Below are 18,683 nucleotides of genomic sequence, written 5' to 3' on the forward strand. Positions count from 1 at the left end.
TTATTTCCCATTTATTGTACTAAAGGTAACGGTTTCTACTCCTAGTTTTTGTAAATAGTAAGCAAGGTGATGTAATGCACTCTTATTATTTCCAGTTTCTAGGGCAAAGAAATTAATGGCTATCTGATTTTGAGAAATAGTAATACTCTTATAGAATGGCGCATTAATTATGGTTTCAATGATGTCTGAGTTTAAATTCTCTGATGGGATTTGAATATTTAGTAGTAAACCATTTTTATCTGATGATGAGATAGCATCCTTTGGAAGAATACCATTCTTATTAGTTACGGTATATATATTTTTATAGAGTTCAATCGGTTCAAATTCTTCTTTATAAAGAGGCGCTTTCATTTCTGCTGTTCGTATTAGACTATACACATGTTTTGTGATTGAATCATAATAAAATAGTTCTTCATCTGCATTATAACGATTCAAAATTTGAGTAGGAAAGGAGCTATATTCTTGTATAGATTTCCAGATGATTTGTGTATTCTTATTGGCTAAGAATGGAGTTTTCTCTTCCTGAATAGTAGGATCTGGAGTAGGTTTATTAACAATCTCATTACGTTCCATTATGGTTGGATTATTAAGTTCTAAGATGCTTTCTCCTTTTTCTTTCAATAACTCTCTAGCCTGTTGAACAGAGATACGTTTTCCTTGATAATAGGCAGTAATGAAGGCATCGTCAATACCTTTTTGAATTACTTCCTGCTGATGAGGTCTGGCTTCTTCGAACGAATTGTATATACCTGAAGAATAGCGGATTTGGCCATTTTCTAGTCTCATAGTTATAAGTGGTGTTATATTAAATAATTGTGCAGCAGGTACGGGTCGGTTGTAAACACCTACTTGGACAGTAAAATAAAGTCCCATTTTTGATTCGGCGACATCGGCAGGAGCTGCACCAGGAGCCTTGTTGTATGCCATTTCATCTAGTTCTTTTGTGAAAGACACAGCATTTCCTGTAGTTTGTTGATTATTCGTTTCTACTATTATATTCTCTGGGGCAGAAATTGAAGGAACACATGCTCCAGCCTGTAATAATTCCATAGCACGCCAAACAGGGATGCGTTCTCCATCACAATAGGCAACTATAAATGCATCTGAATAACCCATTACTCTAATTTTATCTCTGGCTTGCTCAGCACTACTTTTTGAATTAAAGTAACCTGCCATATAGCGTAATAACCCCGGACGTGCTGTTTCTGCTGAAATAGGGGAGAATTCTTTAAAAGTTTCGTTTGCTACAGGTTTATTAAATGCACCTATCTGCACCCTGAAAATAAGTCCTTTAGGCTTTTCTAAATCAATTGGAATAGGGTTTGTGTCAGTGTAGCTGCTATTCCCTTTTTCATTTAAGATGAGTCCCATTGCAATTGTTGGTAAGCTTGGAGCTTCTGCAATAGGCAAAACATCTCGGGCAATCATATTTTCGTATTTATTTTTGTTTTCTTCTTCTGTAATCTGTTCATTTAGGATATCAGCGACTCTTTGTTGTTGTAAGCCTATCTCTTTGCGTAGTTGTTCTATATCTTCTTCTAAATCTCCAATGGTAATTAAGTACTTGCGTATCGATTCTTTGGTTTCTTTTGTTGGAAGAGCTTGATTATCTAATATTTCGGTTACTTGTTTTAATTCTTCCTGTGTATTACTTAATTCTTCTTTTTTTATTTTTAACTCATATTGGAGTTGAGTAAGCTTATTGTTTTCCTTTAGAAGCTGCTTATACGTTTCAGTTAGAGCAATTCCTACTTCTTCTTTATATGTAATTGGATTTTGAATTGCTTCTTCAGCTATTCCTTTGTTTTTGTCTTTAGCTTCCTTTTCTTCAATGACTAAGAGTTGTTCAGTTTTTGAGTCATATTGTTGTTTGAGATCTTTCTTTATTTCAATTAATTTATTCTTTTGCTGTTCTAATGCAGTTTTATCTTTTTTGTTTGCTTGCGCAATAAGAGCATCTGTTTCATCAATCTGATCGTTAATTTCAAGTAGATGAATTCCTATATTTTTTTGCTCTTCGCGTATCGAATTCTTATTGTCGAGTACTGTTTCCGGATCTAGTTGTGTAAGGTGATTTTCATGAATAGATTCAGTTAGAATTTCTTCAATATAATTTTGTTGTTGAGCTTCCTTAGCACGGATGATTGCTTTTTCTTGTTCTTGTTGAATTTCCTTTAGAATATCTCGCTTTTTAATGGGGTCTTTTTCTTTTTCCGCCTTATATTCTAATTGATTAATAGCGATATCTGATTGTTGGATGAAAGGTTGGACAGAAGAATTACTTGGTATCTCTTCTTTAAGCTCTCTCAATTCTTTCTCCTTATCTGCAATATTAGGTAGTATTTCTTTTACTTCCTCTACAGCAATTTTTTGCTCAATTTTCTGAATTTCTTTCTCTGCTTTTGGAGTTGGATTTGTCTGTTGTTGCTTCTCTATTGCTTCTTTCTCGGCAGTTAATTGATTGATTTTATCATTTGAAGAAGTGATAGACTCTTTGGTGTCATGACTATTATTTTGCTTGTTGACTTCTTTTTCATCCTGATTGTCAGCAATTTCTTGAAGTTGTTGTATTTGTATTTCAAGTTGGATAATTTCCTGCTGGATTTTATTTTCAAGAGCGTCGAATGCATCAATCTTACTTTGAGAAGCATTCTCCTGTATAGCTTCTGTTTTAGCATCCCCAATTTCAATAAGTGCCTTTCTTTTCCTTTCAATCAAATTATTTATAGACGAGATGTCATTTTTAGTCTCTTCTTCTAACTGCTTAATATCTGAAGTATATGCTGGATCTACCTCTTTTAAGATAGATTCAGGAGTAAAATTATCTTGTATGATTTGCTGTCTATTATCTTGATTGTCAGCAATTTCTTGAAGTTTTTGTATTTGAATTTCGAGTTGGATAATTTCCTGCTGGATTTTATTTTCAAGAGCGTCGAATGCATCGATTTTATTTTGAGAAGCATTCTCCTGTATAGCTTCTGTTTTAGCATCTCCAATTTCAATAAGTGCCTTTCTTTTTCGCTCAATCAATTTGTTTTTGGATGTGATATCATTTTTAGCTTCTTTTTCTAATTTCTTAATATCTGAAGTATATGCAGGATCTACCTCTTTTAAGATTGATTCAGGAGTAAAATTATCTTGTATGATTTGCTGTTTATTATCTTGATTGGCAGCAGTTTCTTGAAGTTGTTGTATTTGTGTTTCGAGTTGGACAATTTCCTGTTCTATATTTTGTTTTAATTCATTAAGTGCATTTAATTTATTTTGTGATTCATTTTTCTGTTTTGCAATGATGATAGCATCTTCAATTTTTATAATTGTTTTACGTTTTCGAGCAATAAGTTCCTGAGTAGTTTTAATATTACCTTCTCCATTCTTGTCTAATTTATCAATATCATTATAATAATTTGGATCAATAAATTCTAGGATATCTTCTGGAGTAATGATGTCCTCGGAAACATCTGTCTTTGAAGTATTGTCAGTTATGTCTGTTGGAACTTCCGTAGTTAAATCAACACCCAAAGCTTTGGCAGTATTTTCATTTCGAGATGTAACTTGTTCTTTTTCTTGCGTGAGTTGATTTAATTCCGTGAGTAGCTTTGATGGAGTAGTGGTATTTTGACTCATGCTTTGGGAAGATTGTATATCATCTAGAAATTCTTTTTGCTCACTGTATGATGTCGTTGGATTGTTTCTCTCTTGATATGCTAGTTCATCTTTCACATTTTCAAGTTGACTTGAATGCTTACTTAATTCTATTTCTAAGTTCTTTTTATTTTTTCCCGAAGCTCGTGCTAATTCTTTTTCTAGCTGAGCTATTTTTTCTTCTAATGCTTTTTGTTGAGCAACTAATTTTTTAATCTCAGTATCCTTTTGCCTATTTTCAGCTATATTCTTATCAATTTTGCTTGCTAATTCAGTAGAGACATCTAAACGAGTTTCTTGTAGCAGTTCTTTGGTGAAAAAATTTATATTATTCTCCACTAATTGCATAAGTGATTGATTATTTTTTGGGTCTATATTCTTTGCTTGTTCATTGATGGGAGTAATTGTGTTCAATAACTTTGTGTCATCTTCCTGAATTTGGATTAAGTATGTTAGAATTTCTTTTCCTGCATTGATTTTTGTTTCAATTTCGTTTGCTTCTTTTATACTTTGTTGCGCAAGAAGTGTATAATATTCTTTTTTAGAAAAATCAGTTTCCTTGTCTGCTAGTTTTTGTAAAGAATCAGCTTTAGTAATTGCTTTTTGGAGTAGCGTCTTGTTTTTATCGAGTTCAATCATTGTAAGATTAAGTAACTTCTCGGTATTTTCGATACGTAGCTTAATATCATTATATTTTGTGTCAATGAGGTCAAGAATTTCTACGTTTGAAAATGCGGATAGATTTGTTTTTTCAAGTGCTTTACGTTGTTCTTGCAATCTATCCAACGAATCTAAGTCAAATTGTGCTTTATTCACATCCATTTTCGACATTTGATCCATAGCTTCTGCTATGATTTCAGCAGCATTTTCAAGCACAACATCAAATTCATTTTTGATAATTATGATTTCTTTTCCATCTTTCTTTGTTTCAATGATGCTCTGCTTCAGAGGTCTGAATTCGCTTAAGAATGGAAGATCAATGAATTGTGTATAGATTTGTTCCTTGTTTCCCACTTTTATAATGAATTCATACTTTCCTCCTTTTGGAATATTAATTAAATAATCACCTTTATCAGAGGTCGTAAATTCACCCATTACTTTACCGCCATTATCTTTTACAGTTATAGATAATTTCTTTTCTTCGGGATTGATTTCAGAGATAAATTGTCCTTTTAAAATTACGATCTGGATAGGGAAACGTTCAACACGTACATTGTAAACATTGACCTTGTTATATTCTGTTTCTCGTTGAGAAGCGAAATATGCATATTTATAGAGTGAATCAACGATATAAAAAAAATCATTATCAGTTGAGGAAATTGGAAAATCAAGATTTTCTGGCTCCCCAAAAAGATTGGTTTCAGCATTGTATGGACTGCGAAAAATATCGTAACCTCCCATGCTAGTATGTCCTTCTGAGGAAAAATATAAATAACGTTGATTAGGATCCATATATGGGAAATCTTCATTGAATTCTGAGTTTACATTTCCCATTATCTTTTGAGGTTGAGACCAAGTACCACCAGGAAGTCTTCTTCGTTCATAGATATCCTTTTGATCCCCATTTTCCCCATAACTTGAATAATAAACAACATTTGATTTAGCAGGAAAATGAATGAGAGGGATATGATTATATTTTACATCTTGTTTGGTTTGAAAGTCTTTGGTGACTATTAATTCTCCTCCAATATTTTTGAGATCATAAATTCTAAAAAAATTATCTTTATCTATTTTAGATTTTGAGAGGATAACCATATTATTGACTTTATCCATCAATGCTTTTCCATTTCGACACATTTGTATTTGGTGGTCAACCTGTAATTTTTTTAAAGCTTTACTTCCAGCATTCTTTTTGTAGATTTCATAATTTTTAATGGCTTTATCAAATTGATAGGTTAAATGGTATGCTTTACCTAGGAAGTAATATGCTTCATTTTCTACATCATTTCCTTTTTGAACAGCAAAATTCAAATACTTAAATGCATCTTTCTTTTTATTAGAATTAAATAGCAAACAAGTACCATACTTGTAATTGTAATTAGGACTCCTTGGTTCAAGCGATAATAATCTTAAAAAGAGTGGAGTAGCCTCTAAATATTGTTCTTTTAAAAAATAATCCTGTGCTTTCTTTTCAATATCATCCTTAGTTTCTTGCGTATATCCTATTGAGATTCCAATTAGAATCGTAATTAGGATGATATGTCGTATAAGTTGCATTGCTATGCAGGTAGCATTTTATTTAATTTGTTTACGATTTTTTCTTAAAAAGGTTCATCTTACTCTCATTTCCTTGTAAAAGTCTTTTAATATTTTGATGGTGTAAAGAAACCACGGTTAAAGCAATTACAATACTAAAAATAGCTAGGATCATATTTTCATTGTGAAAAAGAAGATTTACAGCAATAGGAAAGGTAGTTGCAGCGCATATCGAACTGAGAGAAACATAGTTTGAAGTAATGAAAACAATCAAAAAAACCATTGCAATTACTATAGCGGCTAATGGATGTATTCCAATAATTATTCCTAATGAAGTAGCCACCCCTTTTCCACCTTTAAAGCCAACATAAATTGGGAATATATGGCCCACAACGGCCATGATTCCTGCCACAATTTTTAGATGAATAAGATGATCATTATTCCAAGCGTACGAATTGAAAATGAAAGGAAGCAAAACAGCAACTAATCCTTTAAGAATATCAATACTTAGCACAAAAATCCCAGCTTTTTTCCCTAATACACGGAAGGTATTGGTGGCCCCAGCATTTTTGCTGCCTTGTTCACGTATATCCACACCATATTTTAGACGTCCTATCCAAACAGCTGTAGGGATAGAGCCAATTAAATAAGCCAGTATTCCAAATAATATAAAATCCATATCAAATTTTAATTAAAAACGCGTAGAAAATGAATCTTTCCTGCTGAACTTGTTGTTATGTCATAAATAAATCTATTAGTCTTCTTGAGAGAAGGTTTTAAATTAATTACAACTTCGTTAAATTCAGAATCGTCTGTAAAGATACTCATAATGCCGTCTTTTCTATAATCATAATCATAGAAATAGGAATGTAAGCCAGGTACATCCCATAACATGCCAAATCTATCCCCAAAATTAGAACGTTGTTCTGTAAATATTTTCATAGGGATATATTTCATGACAGGTTCTCCAAAGATATTTACAATAGCAATTTCAGAATCAGTAGAAATCAATCCCCGAGTTTGTTCGCCGGATTTCGTAAATGAACGGAGTTTTACTCCTGTGAAAATAATCTCATCTTTAAATTCTTTAGGAACTGTTTTAAATTCTTTTTTCAGTGTGTAATCTGATTTGATTTTATCTGCTGTTTTCTGGTCAATCCAGGTCGCAATTGCTTGCTCCAACGTAGTAGAAGCAAAATCAGCATCCTTCAAGCCATCTACATTCTTAATTTTTACAGCTAAATCTTTAAATGTTTTATCGTCTAGTGGAGCTTTGATAGCTAGGGTAATATTCATATCAGTTTGATCTGTTGAATGGTTGTAATTAATTACACCGACAGCTTCAGTTTGAAATTGATCTAGATCCATACCTAGGCTAATTTTACCATCTCCATTCATAGAACAGGTAGGTGTGTGTAAAGCAATAAAATTACCTTTTTCAGCACGGTTTATTAATTTTTCTTTACTACCAATTTGATATTCCTCTGCAGATTCATTGTATTGCAAAAAGCCACTTGCAGTAATAACAACAGGATCTTTGATCCCGTTTACAGAACTCAAGAATGTTGGATATAAGCTTACACTATCTGTATTTCTAGATTCTCTCCAAAGAATACCAACTGAGATAGGATTCCCTTCTAAATCTGATAATTTTTCTGCCACAGGTATTTGAATATTATTTGGATCTATTTCTGTTTTGAATGACATCCAGTTTCGTTCAAACTTATCACATTCATGATTGACTTTAGTGGCTCCATTAAATACTAAGAATGGGTTTGCCGCTTTCAGTGAAATCTTGCCATAAAAGTCGAAATGTTTACTTAATTTAAAGTTTTCATCTTTCTCTATCGTTCCTTTAGCAACTGTTTGGTAAGAAGAATCTGGTCGAATTTCTGTTAGATGAATGAGCTGTTTCTCGCTGTCTTCTGTTCCATAGAGATAATCACCAGAAGCTTTGTATGCTCTTCGTGCGGTTATTGTGGCATTTACGTTTGTGATTGAGTGGTATTTAGTGATGAAATTAGCAACAATGTTTGCATTACTAAAAGATTCCATCTGGGCATTTTTATGGATAACTACCTTTTGACTATCAGGATAAATCCGCGCATCTGCTACTTCAATAAATTCTACCTGATTACAATAGATAGTTTTTTCTTTTAAAGAATAGTTGGCTTTGGCAGATCTGAATTGAAGTGAATCTTGTTTTGGGTGAATAGAAAAGAAGTTAGGTCCAACTAAATCTAAATCCCCTTCTATATTTATATCTTGTGCATGTTTCTTGCTCTCTAAAGTAAGTTCATCCCTATCCATTAGCCAAGTAAATTGATCAATTTTACAGATATACTTGTTTACAGGAAATTCTACCGTTGATTCACCTGCGTTTGATTTGAACACACCTTTTCTTTCTTTAAAATCTATATTACCGTTGAGATTTGTAGATTTGAAGGCCAGTGGATCTTCTTTCTCCTCTTCATTTATATACGAATTTCTCAGAATAAAATTAGAGGTATCAGCAGAAGCTTTCCAACGACTGAATTTAAAATTGTCTGAAGACATTTCAGCACCTTGAAGAGCTAAAATCCCTTGACCTTTCATTCCTGTTTCACGGATGATAGCTGTTCCGGTAAATTTAGTTTCTTTATTATAGAATACTATTGGCTCTCCAGCAGAACGCGCTTTTAATGTCTTTTTTCTAGGATTGTAACTAATTAAAACATCTGCTCCCTCTGCATCGGGATATTGAATCCCACTTTCTTGTGGTCTGTTTATAAAAGAGGCTATCCCCACCGTAGAGTCAGGTAAAAAAGTAAAAAGTCGTTTGGAAGTAGATGTTGAGTTTAGGAAATTAATAGTACCAGCCCCTTGTAATCCATTATTTGATAACAATATTTTATTATCATATTTGGCATCTGTTCCATAAAATTGGTATCCTTCCTTTGGAGATTCTCTTGAGAAACCTAAGGAATAATCTGCCATTATTTTTAAATCATCTTTAATTTTGGGAAAAATACCAGCCGAAACCAATTCTCCAGAAAAACGGATTGCTTTTTCACTAAATGAATTTAAACTATCCACTGTGAAAGGGGCTATCTCAAAATAGAATCTTTCTTTATCATAAGCACCTAAGTACAATTGTTTCTGGTCATAGAATACTTTTGTTTTTTCTTTAGAGACCAGTATGGGATAGTTATAGAATTCTTTTTTGTTTCCAGAACGATTCAGTACATCATCTATTTTTAACTCTCCTTTAAGACCTGTTATGGAAGATTGTAAAGGAATTTTCTGATCTCCATCTTCTTTACGAAATGGATTTACAGTGAAGAGTGCAATGTCAGAGTCAAAAATATTGAATTTATTATCCTCATAACTGTAATTTCCTTGACTGATTTTTATTTCCCATTTTCCACTGTTAATCCATCCAGTGAATACAATATTCCTATTCTTTTTGATAGTCACCTCATAATTATTAGGGAAAATAGTAGTGTTTTTGCTCGTTGATATATTGATAAAATCTACAGCACTGACGCTCATGTCTAATGAACTTAAGTCTATTTTACCATACTCATTGATTTTAGTTCTTTCTTGATTTTTCTTTTGAGCATTTTGTTGTTCTTGTGTACTCATAGCTTGAGCGTCGATACGGGTAGGGGATAAATTAGATGTGAAAGAAATATTATCATAATCTGATTTGTTAGATCTAGATTTAACAAAATGTTCGGTTTTATCCAAGATGGTTACGATACCTTTTTCTGAATTGTAGGTAATGAACCCTAGTGTAGAAAGCTCAATTAATAAAGATTTTGCCTGCTCTATAGTTCTGTTTAAAGCTGTAGCAGCAACTCCTTCTGTCATATCAAATTTGTCATATTTGTATGCATAATTATAAAGTGCATTTAATGGATTTATTGATTCCATTCCTTGCAAACGTTGATATAATTGCTCATCATAATAATTAAAAGATTCAAAACGTGCCTTTCTTTTTTGATCAGAACCCGCTTTGTCATACGCTAGAATAAGTTCAGATGAGTTTCTTGACCAAGCTATTTCATCTACATATAAATCCATCTTATGATAGGAGTCCACAAATGGAGATTGAGATAAGGTAGAACTTCCTCGAGAGAAAAGAACTTTGTCGCTTTCTTTTTCATAGGAAATATTAAGTCCCGTATGTGTGATAGAATCACCATTTCCAAAATATAAAACAAAGCTAGCCATTGGAGTTAATATTTTCTTAGGATTTATGATAACTCTATCTGACTTAGTTTTAATAAAAGGTGCCCCTTTTCTCATGTATGTTAATTGGGCAGGAGTTTTACTATTTCCAATTCCCACAAAATCACTTCCCTCTAATGAAAATCCGCCTCGGTAGTCAATATCCTGGACAATATTCTTAATTTCAAAATTAGCCTCATAGGAAAAAAATTGAGGATAAGGAAGGTCACCTTCCTTTCCTACGGCTCCTTTTACTGCTCTGTCTGTGAGTTTACCATACATTTTTTTATTAACAAAAGATGTGGTTAATGTTACACTATCTGCTGTAAGGTTAGTAGAACGTAAAGAAATTTGGTAATTGATAAAAGTGGCATAAGTTTGATCCTTAGGCAGACCAACCTTCTCCCAATTAATAGTACCATTGTTTCCTTTCCATTTTCTTTTTCCCATGTCCAACTCTCCATTCGTTTGAGTGACTTTTATTGAATCGGAATAAGGTTCCTTATTTTTAGATGTACCTCTATTTATTGTTTTACAAATAAGCGTGGTATTTGTGAAGTTGATAAAAGGTTCATTCTTTTTATTGATTAATTCAAAATCACCTCCGATACAAAACCATTTAAAATTTTGATCATTTATAATAATATTTCGGAAAAGGAAATCACTTGTTTCACTAAGAAAAGTTTCAATCTTTTTAGGATTCCTGTTTTTCATTAAATCATCAACAAAAGCATGCCATGTAGTATAATTATTATCTAATTTTCCTTTTTTGATAAAGGAATAAACTGCTGTAACATAATTATATGTGTCGGGATATACCTTATGATGGTTTTCAATGAGTAAATCTATATTCTGTGACATTCTTTGGAATACATCTTCGGGGAATTGATTTCCCACCATTAAAAGAGGTCCTAATTCTTTTTCTACAAATTCAAGTGGGACTCTATCTGATGTTGCTCCACTAATTAATTTGATATAATTATTTAAAAATTTATCTCTTTTTATTTGCCCCCATGCAGTATTCATAGAAAGAATTAAGAGTAAAGCAGTAGTAATTAAGACATATCTCTTCATCTAAATAAGTTTTTCTAGTTTTAAAATGGCCCAAGTATCTAAAGTACGGATTTGAGAAGCTCTAAATCCATTTTTCTCAGCCTCAGTCATAAGTGAGATACAGTCAACTTCATAGAAGCCACTCAAGATAAGAGTGCCATGCTCTATACATAACCTTGAATAATTTTCCATTTGTTGCATTAAAACGTTTCGATTAATATTTGCGATTATAACGTCAAATTTTTCGTTTGGTACAACATCAATACTTCCTTTTTTTAATTTGAAATTCTGAATATTGTTACGTTCACAATTTTCTATTGCATTTTCAACAGCGTAATCATCAATGTCATTCCCAAATACATTTCTTGCACCCAATTTCGATGCCAAAATCCCTAAAATGCCTGTACCAGTACCTATGTCAGCTACTGATTTTCCTTTAAAGTCAATTTCTAAAAGTGTTTGACAAAGCAAATAAGTGGTAGGGTGATGTCCTGTCCCAAATGACATTTGAGGTTGTATTTCTAAAGAAATTTTAAAAGAATTATCTTGAGAATGGAAAGGAGCTCTAATTAATAATTCATTTGAAATTTTAATAGGAGTATAATCTGCCTCCCACGTTGCATTCCAATTTTGATGAGGTATTTCAATAGTTTCGTAATGAATCTCAATCTCTTTCCTTGAATACGGGTGGAGTAACTCATCTAATTTGCGCTTGTTGAAATCCCCTTTGGGTATAAATGCTTGAAGCTGCCCATTTTCTTCCATAAAACTGTCAAAACCAATATCAGCTAACTCCTGAGTAAGGATTTCAGCCCAAGGGGAAAAAGGTTTAATATCTAAATTTACTTGAATGTAATCCATTAGTCATTGTAAACTGAAATAATCGAAAGAAAGTCAGTTGATTTAAGAGATGCTCCACCAATTAAACCACCATCAATGTCTGATTTTGAAAAAAGCTCTTGTGCATTTGTAGGATTACAGCTACCACCATACAAGATAGTAGTGGCCTCAGCTGTTTCTAGAGAATATTTATGTTGAATAAGATTTCGAATGTGTTTATGCATTGCATTAGCTTGTTCACTAGTGGCAGTTTTCCCTGTGCCAATTGCCCAGATAGGTTCGTAGGCTATGATAATATTTTTAAAATCAGATTCTGATAGATGAAACAAAGAATTATTTAATTGATGAGCTATGACTTCTTCATGTGCGTCTTGTTCGCGTTGTTGTAAAGATTCCCCACAGCAAAAGAATACAGTTAGCTGATTTTGTAATGCCGCATCTACTTTTTCCTTTAGAAAGATATCTGTTTCATTAAAAAGAAGTCTCCGTTCAGAATGACCTATTAATACTGCACTGCTACCTAGTGTTTTAATTTGCTGCATGCTCACCTCACCCGTAAAAGCACCTTTGGGTTGTGGATGTGCATTTTGTGCCCCAACTTGAACCTGTTTTTTTTGATCGATAATAGATTTTAAGTAAATGGAAGGTACAAAATGATACACTTCGCAGGTGATATTGGATAATGAGGCTTCAATAGCAGAATGAAGTTCTATTGCTTCTTCGTGTGTAAGATTCATTTTCCAATTTCCAGCTACAATCTTCTTTCTCATTCTATTTCTCTATTTTTAACATATTCTGAATCAACCATTCCCAAGAAGGTGTTGACCTGAATGGGAATTTTCCTTTTACCACACCATTATTTAAAACCATAAGAGTTGGATTAGAACGTGTAATGGCTTTGATTTCTGTCTCATCATTTTGCAGTGTCGGTATTATCAGCTCTGTTCTTTTTCTAAAATCATTTACGGCATCCATTGATTCTGTTGAAATCATTACCATAGGGATGTTATTTTCTTTCGCTTTTTGGGCAATTTCTTTTAGTTTATCAATACGCCCAAAATTGGCAGAGGAGAAATTACGACAAAATACAATCAGTATTTGATCTTGACTAAGAATATAATCTTTTAAGCTAATATCAGCAATCTCTTCACTGAGTTGTAAAATAGTATCTCCAACAGTATATATAGCTGTATCAATATCTGGTAAATAAAAATCTTCCAATAACATTGGATAATGATTATTAGAACTGCGCTCAATTAGATCAATGTATTGAACTTGATGATTAGCTAATATTTCAGCAATTGGTTCAAATTCCCTTTCTGTTTCGCTCAATTCACTTACACTAATTGCAGGATCAAACTGTTGAATAGAAGGTAGGATAGCAGGTATAATGGTTTTAGTTTCTCGTTTAGAGAATTTCCACTTTTCTGCATCACCCCAAATAAATTTTGTGCTTTCATCTAATGCTGAAATGGTTGTATCTTTATTTGTTTCAACATTTGTGTACACCATTAAATTTTCATAAACTCCTTCACGACCATCGTTCATGCGTTCAATCAAATTACTACCCACATGATATGGGCGATAATCTTTCAACGGAGAATATAATAAAACATACGAAACAAATATAGCGCACAATGCTGTAGAACTCAGAATGATACCATAGGCATTCCCAAAATATTTCCCGCCTGCTTGTTTTATCCATACACCCACAAGCAATATAACTCCTCCAAAAAGTATAGGGAAAAACCAAGAGAAAATATAAGAGAAAAAGCTAATGAATAGTAGCCCAAACACAATCATAATAATATTCTGATTCTGGGTGTTCAATTCTATTTTTCTTCTAGAAATAAATAAGATAATTACTAAATAAAGTAGTACGATATCTTTCCAATAACTTTCGGCTGGAGTAAGTGAACGACCAATAGATCCTTTCATGGCATCACCAAAACACCCACAATCATCTACACATTGTGTTTTCTTTATCTCTTCAATAGTTACCTTATTCGCTGTTTTGGAAACGATTTTAATATTTTCGTTATGAGCTGCTTGTTCTATTTTAATTTGCGCAATGGGCTCACTTAAAGCGTATGTATCTCTATCAGTGAATGTTGCTGTAGGATCACATTCTTTTGTGTGCCAAGTTAAAAATGTGAAAAACAACATCATAAAGAGCATTAACCAAGTAGAGGTTTTGAATTTAGCACCTAATAAAATTAATGCCCCTAATACTATTTCAAAAATACAAATGATAACGCTAAGTCCAAGCGCATGCTGAATGAGAAATTCTAATGAAAAAGTATCCCAATGAAACCATTCTTTAATACGATAAGCCAAGGCCCCATCTTCGAAGTATTCTTCTAATTTGTATGAAAACCCAATAGGATCATTGGCTTTTATCAAACCAGACACAATAAACAATCCTCCTACAATTATGCGGGATATTTGAGCAAATAAAAACCATCCTTCTAATAAATGAATAGTTATTAATGAAAGCCCCATCAAGCCATATCCCAATAATTTATATGTAGTTGCACTTTCTACAAAGGATGGGTGATATCCCATGACCAAGAAAGTAAGACCTAGTATATTTAAAGCAATAACTATACAATTTATTATTAAAGATTTCCCTGCTAAAGAAGGACGGTTATATCTAGACATTTTCTGTACGTTTTGTAGTTAAATGAATGAGCGAGAAGACGGCATAATTTAATATGTCATAATAGTTGGCGTCAATACCTTCACTGATAATTGTTTTCCCTTGATTGTCTTCAATTTGCTTAATTCGTAATAGTTTCATTAAGATAAGATCGGTAAGAGAAGTTACACGCATATCTCTCCAAGCTTCTCCATAATCATGATTTTTGCTTTCCATGAGTTGTAAAGCATTATCCGTATATTGATTGTAGAAATCTAACACAACTTCACTATCAATTTCTAAAGGAAGCTGACTGCCATTTTCGAATTGAATAAGTGCCATCACACAATAATTTATGATACCAACAAACTCATTTTCAATGTCTTCCCCCACTTTGTTTTCTCCTGTTTCTTGAATCGTACGAATGCGTTGAGCCTTGATAAATATTTGATCAGTAAGAGAGCTAGTTCTTAGTATTCGCCATGCAGTTCCATAATCTTTCGTTTTCTTTTGAAAAATTTCACGACACATGGAAATAACTTTTGTATATTGTTCAACCGTTTTTGACATATTTTTGTCATAAATAAATTATGGAGGGGAAAGATACAAAATATCGATTAAATAAGCAGATTATTTGCAAAGATAATTTAATAGATCTGTCTTTTCCATTAGTTATGGGAGTGATTAATGTTACGCCTGATTCTTTTTATAAAGGAAGTCGCAATGATAGTGTAAATACTGTTCTGAATCGTGTCAAGATAATGGTAGATCAGGGGGTTGATATTATTGATGTAGGTGGAATTTCCACACGTTCTGGTGCAGATTTAATGACTGAAAAAGAAGAGTTAGAACGAATACTTCCTGTCATTCAGGAAATACGTCAGAAATACCCAAATTTGTTAGTAAGCATAGATACGTTCCGTTCGTCTGTGGCAAAGCAGGCTGTAGAATGTGGTGCACATATAATTAATGATGTGTATGGTGGAAGGATGGACAGTAAGATGTTTGAAGTTGTTGCTGAATTAAATGTTCCATATATTCTGATGCACTCTCGAGGGGACGCTTCTAATATGCAATCATTATGTTATTATGAGGATGTTGTTCAGGATGTTATTTTAGAGCTTAGTAAGGCAATAAAAAACCTTCGTGAATTAGGTGTTAAGGATGTAATTATTGATCCAGGTTTTGGGTTTGCGAAAAATTTAGAACAAAACTATGAATTAATGAGAGGTCTTTCGTATTTAGAATTGTTGAACTGTCCTTTATTAGTTGGGATATCTAGAAAGTCTATGGTGTATAAATTTTTAGAATGTTCCCCGGAAACTGCATTGAATGGAACAACTGTGCTCAATACAATAGCCTTGTTAAATAACACCTCCATCATACGTGTGCATGACGTAAAAGAGGCTCGTGAAACTATTAAAATAATAACAGAATATCAAAATATAAAATAAGATGGGGTTTGAAGGGAATTTATATGAGGTGTTGTTTGAGGCAATTAGTGAAGGATTATTATTGGTAGATGATAGAGGGATTATCATAGAATCAAATAAGATGAGTGCTGCTATGTTTGGTTATGAAGAAGGAGAATTGATAGGGAAATGCATTGAAGTCCTTGTCCCTGATGGGGCAAAAAAGGCTCATGAGGAATACAGGAATATGTATAATAATCAGCCTAAAGCTCGACCAATGGGGGCTAATATTAAATTGGATGGCGTAAAGAAAGATAAATCTCAATTCCCTGTGCAAATTAGTTTAACTCCACTGAAAAATGAGGAAGGCAAGAATTTTATAATAACGCTTATTTCTGATATTACCGAAAGGAGAGAGAATGAAGAAAATCTCTATAAGCTTAGGGAGTCACTCGAACAGCAAGTAAGAGATAGAACTAAAAAATTAAGAGAAAGTGAGCAATTGTATAAATCCATTGCTCGAAATTTCCCAAGTGGTGTAATTAGTATCTTCGATAGCTCATATAAATATTTATTTGCTGAGGGACAGGCATTATATGAATTGGGGATTGAAACATCAGATCTTATAGGGTTAGATTATTTGAGTAGGATTGATGAACGTGCCAGAGATCAGGTAAAGGAAGAGTTGGATAAAGTTTTTCAAGGTGATTCTAATGATTTTGAGGTTACTGTAGGTGGTCAGACTTATTTATTAAATGCTGTACCACTCTCAGAAGATACTAAAAATATAGATAAGATATTAGTAGTTGAAAAAAATATCACTGCACAGATAGAGGTTGCCAAAAAATTAGAAGATAATTTAAATCAAGAAAGAGAATTAGCAGATATGAAGTCTCGATTTGTATCTATGGCTTCTCATGAATTTAGAACACCTTTAACTACAATTAACTCTTCTGCTAGTTTAATTCGTAAATATCTTGAGAAAGGATGGTACGAAAAAATTGATAAGCATGTTGATAAGATTCAAAATTCTGTACATAATCTAACATCAATCTTAAATGATTTCTTATCCTTTGAAAAGTTAGAAGCTGATAAAGTAAACGTTCTAATGGGTGATTGTGATATAGCTGAAATATTAATGGAAACATTTGATGAAATGTCAACAGTCATGAAAGTGAATCAGGTTATTAAGTATAATGGACCTAATAATCTACTCTTTTTTACAGATGGGCAACTTTTAAAGAATACAATGCTTAATCTCCTTTCTAATGCGATAAAGTATTCAAAAGAAGATGGAGAAATCATCGTGACACTAATTGGGGATGAAGATGATATTAAAATATCGATTCAGGATTTTGGGCTAGGAATTCCTGTTAAAGATCAAAAGAATTTGTTCTCACGATTTTTTAGAGCAGAGAATGTTACTAATATAGAAGGAACAGGTTTAGGATTAATTATAGTGCGGCGATATTTGGATTTGTTAAACGGTGAAATTAATTTTAAATCTGAAGAAGGTGAGGGAACAACTTTTTATATAACTTTATCAAAAATTTAAAACGAATAGATGAATAAAATTGCGGTTATCGAAGATAACTACGAGATGAGAGAGAATATCATTGAGATGCTTGAGTTGGCAGGATATGGTGTTGTAGAGGCATCTAATGGTAGGGAAGGAGTGGAGCTTGTTAAGAAAGAGCTTCCAGATTTGATTATATGTGATATCATGATGCCGGAATTGGATGGCTATGAAGTCTTATATCAGTTAAGTATGTTCCCCGAAACACGTGGAATACCCTTTATTTTCTTATCTGCTAAATCTGAACGCTCTGATTTTCGGAAAGGGATGAATTTAGGGGCAGATGATTATATCACGAAGCCATTTGAAGAAAAGGAATTAATAGAAGCAATTAACTCTCGTTTGAAAAAGAGGCAACGTTTCCACTCAGTTATGGAGGCCGACGATAAATGGAAGAGTTTTAAGGATACGGTGCACGATTTAACGGGATTGGACGAGTTAAGAGAACGAGCGTCAATTAAATCGTTTGGTAGAAGAGAAACTATATATATGGAGAAAGACACACCTCGTTTCTTATATTATATAAAAGAAGGACATGTCCGTAGTTTTAAAGCAACTAAAGATGATAAAGAATTGGTTACTGGAATTTATGGACCTGGAGAATTTTTTGGATATATCGATTTGTTGTCCCCTGGAAAGTATAATGAATCGGCTATTGCAATCGAGGGAGCTAAAGTATCTATTGTTGAAAAAGATGAATTTGAAAAATTAATTCTATCAGACAAGGATGTGTCAGTTAATTTCATAAAATTATTGGCTGGCAGCATCGTGGATAAGGAAAATGAATTAGTTAGTTTAGCTTATAATACGGTGAGAAAAAGAGTTGCAAATTCGCTTGCTAAATTATACACACAATATAAAAAAGGCTTAGCAGATAGAGTTGAGGTAGTTGTTACGCGCGATGAATTAGCGAGTATGGTAGGTACAGCTACGGAATCAGTCATTCGAATCTTGAGTGAATTTAAAAAGGATGGATATATCAAAACGAAAGGATCACTTATCACTATTTTAGATTACGAATCTCTAAGAGATTATAAATATTAGCAAATACTTGGCATTCTCTATAGATTGATAAAAATAATCTTATTGATTATTAGTTGATTATATAATA

10 protein-coding genes are annotated in these 18,683 nt (G+C 32.9%); 3 read left to right on the plus strand and 7 right to left on the minus strand.

The genetic code is table 11. The features are described from left to right. The 7 genes from M9897_14065 to M9897_14095 are packed head-to-tail and all read right to left on the minus strand — an operon-like array spanning nucleotide 1 to nucleotide 15,154. On the minus strand, nucleotides 1–5,862 hold the full coding sequence (locus M9897_14065; protein ID MCO5270009.1) for a hypothetical protein: 5,862 nt from the start codon (nucleotides 5,860–5,862) through the stop codon (nucleotides 1–3). Nucleotides 5,863–5,893: 31 nt separating this feature from the next. Beyond that, on the minus strand, nucleotides 5,894–6,520 hold the full coding sequence (gene plsY / locus M9897_14070) for a glycerol-3-phosphate 1-O-acyltransferase PlsY (GenBank protein ID MCO5270010.1): 627 nt from the start codon (nucleotides 6,518–6,520) through the stop codon (nucleotides 5,894–5,896). A gap of 8 nt (nucleotides 6,521–6,528) precedes the next feature. After that, the gene (locus tag M9897_14075; protein MCO5270011.1) at nucleotides 6,529–11,127 is read right to left on the minus strand and encodes a hypothetical protein; all 4,599 of its coding nucleotides are present in this window, start codon (nucleotides 11,125–11,127) and stop codon (nucleotides 6,529–6,531) included. Further along, a complete protein-coding gene (gene prmA, locus M9897_14080) occupies nucleotides 11,128–11,967 on the minus strand; it encodes a 50S ribosomal protein L11 methyltransferase (protein ID MCO5270012.1) in 840 nt (279 codons plus the stop codon). After that, nucleotides 11,967–12,716: a triose-phosphate isomerase gene (tpiA, locus tag M9897_14085; GenBank protein ID MCO5270013.1), complete on the minus strand. Its 750-nt coding sequence runs from the start codon at nucleotides 12,714–12,716 to the stop codon at nucleotides 11,967–11,969. The genes prmA and tpiA overlap by 1 nt, the downstream gene beginning before the upstream one ends. Before the next feature lies 1 nt (nucleotide 12,717). Continuing rightward, complete coding sequence (locus M9897_14090) at nucleotides 12,718–14,607, minus strand: DoxX family protein (GenBank protein MCO5270014.1); 1,890 nt, start codon at nucleotides 14,605–14,607, stop codon at nucleotides 12,718–12,720. After that, complete coding sequence (locus M9897_14095) at nucleotides 14,600–15,154, minus strand: DUF1599 domain-containing protein (protein MCO5270015.1); 555 nt, start codon at nucleotides 15,152–15,154, stop codon at nucleotides 14,600–14,602. Before M9897_14095 ends, M9897_14090 begins: the two co-directional genes overlap by 8 nt. A gap of 20 nt (nucleotides 15,155–15,174) precedes the next feature. On the opposite strand from M9897_14095, the gene folP reads away from it, so the two are divergent. Genes folP through M9897_14110 form a run of 3 tightly spaced genes read left to right on the plus strand, consistent with a single transcriptional unit; the run spans nucleotide 15,175 to nucleotide 18,616 of the window. After that, a complete protein-coding gene (gene folP / locus M9897_14100; protein MCO5270016.1) occupies nucleotides 15,175–16,038 on the plus strand; it encodes a dihydropteroate synthase in 864 nt (287 codons plus the stop codon). 1 nt (nucleotide 16,039) lies between these two features. Beyond that, on the plus strand, nucleotides 16,040–17,551 hold the full coding sequence (locus M9897_14105; protein MCO5270017.1) for a PAS domain-containing sensor histidine kinase: 1,512 nt from the start codon (nucleotides 16,040–16,042) through the stop codon (nucleotides 17,549–17,551). Between the two features lie 9 nt (nucleotides 17,552–17,560). Beyond that, entirely contained in the window at nucleotides 17,561–18,616 is a 1,056-nt protein-coding gene (locus tag M9897_14110; GenBank protein MCO5270018.1) for a response regulator, read from the plus strand. Nucleotides 18,617–18,683: the final 67 nt, after the last annotated feature.

Origin of the sequence: Brumimicrobium sp. (assembly GCA_023957385.1) — a bacterium.
Lineage (GTDB): Bacteria > Bacteroidota > Bacteroidia > Flavobacteriales_D > Crocinitomicaceae > Brumimicrobium.